This window comes from Methylobacter sp. BlB1, assembly GCF_015476545.1.
GTDB lineage: Bacteria > Pseudomonadota > Gammaproteobacteria > Methylococcales > Methylomonadaceae > Methylobacter.
In genome coordinates, this window is sequence record NZ_JADMKV010000211.1 from 1 (window position 1) to 694 (window position 694).

A 694-nucleotide genomic window follows, 5' to 3' on the forward strand; every position below is an offset into this window, starting at 1 on the left:
ACCGGTTCAGATTGTGGTTCGCTTTGCTCACACAATCTAACCTTATTCGTTAGGCGAATATCATCCCCACTTCTTGCCTAGTCCCTCCAGGTCAGCTTTTTGCAACTCCTCCGGACTCATCAGAATACGAAATTTACAACAGGCCTCGAAATTGAGGAAAAAGGGCTCTGCAAAGGCTGGCACATCCGATGGAGTTTGTACGTTAACAACAAAGATTCCACCCCGTTTCCCGTCTTGCTCCGTGAAGTAGACCATCTCTGGCTTGATTGTTTCGAGGATACGTTCAATGATTTCTCCCACCCTGCCGTTTCTGACGAGGGAATTGAATGGCTCAGGTGGGAATTCGACCGTAAGTAACATTTTCATGTGATGACCCCTCTTTTGTCACAGCATTTGAAGGCGGTGCCGGATACGCCTAATAAGTGATTATATGGACCTAGCTAACGTATATGTTTTCCTGCTTTATTGTTAAGAATCCAGCTTCAATGCTAAATTTTTTAAACGGTATAACCCATATCTTATGTGTGATAAATAGACCGAGATAATTCCAAAAGGATCATTTCTAATTGTTAATCAGCATCCAATTTTTTCCAGTTTCAGCTCGTAGGATGCGCTGAACGCAGTGATGCGCATCGATCACGAACGATGCGGTTCGTACCTCACCGCATATATGGACTCCTCCGTTTTGCAAGCT

General features: G+C 44.2%; 1 protein-coding gene. It reads right to left on the reverse strand.

Annotation, left to right across the window (positions count from 1 at the left end):
- Positions 1-60: 60 nt before the first annotated feature.
- Positions 61-366, reverse strand: coding sequence for a panthothenate synthetase (locus IT781_RS22075; protein ID WP_194972313.1), 306 nt, complete (start codon positions 364-366; stop codon positions 61-63).
- Positions 367-694: the final 328 nt, after the last annotated feature.

Bases quoted from the DNA above. Each gene is read 5' to 3' on its own strand.
- IT781_RS22075 (WP_194972313.1), bottom strand. From the start codon at position 366: ATGAAAATGTTACTTACGGTCGAATTCCCACCTGAGCCATTCAATTCC.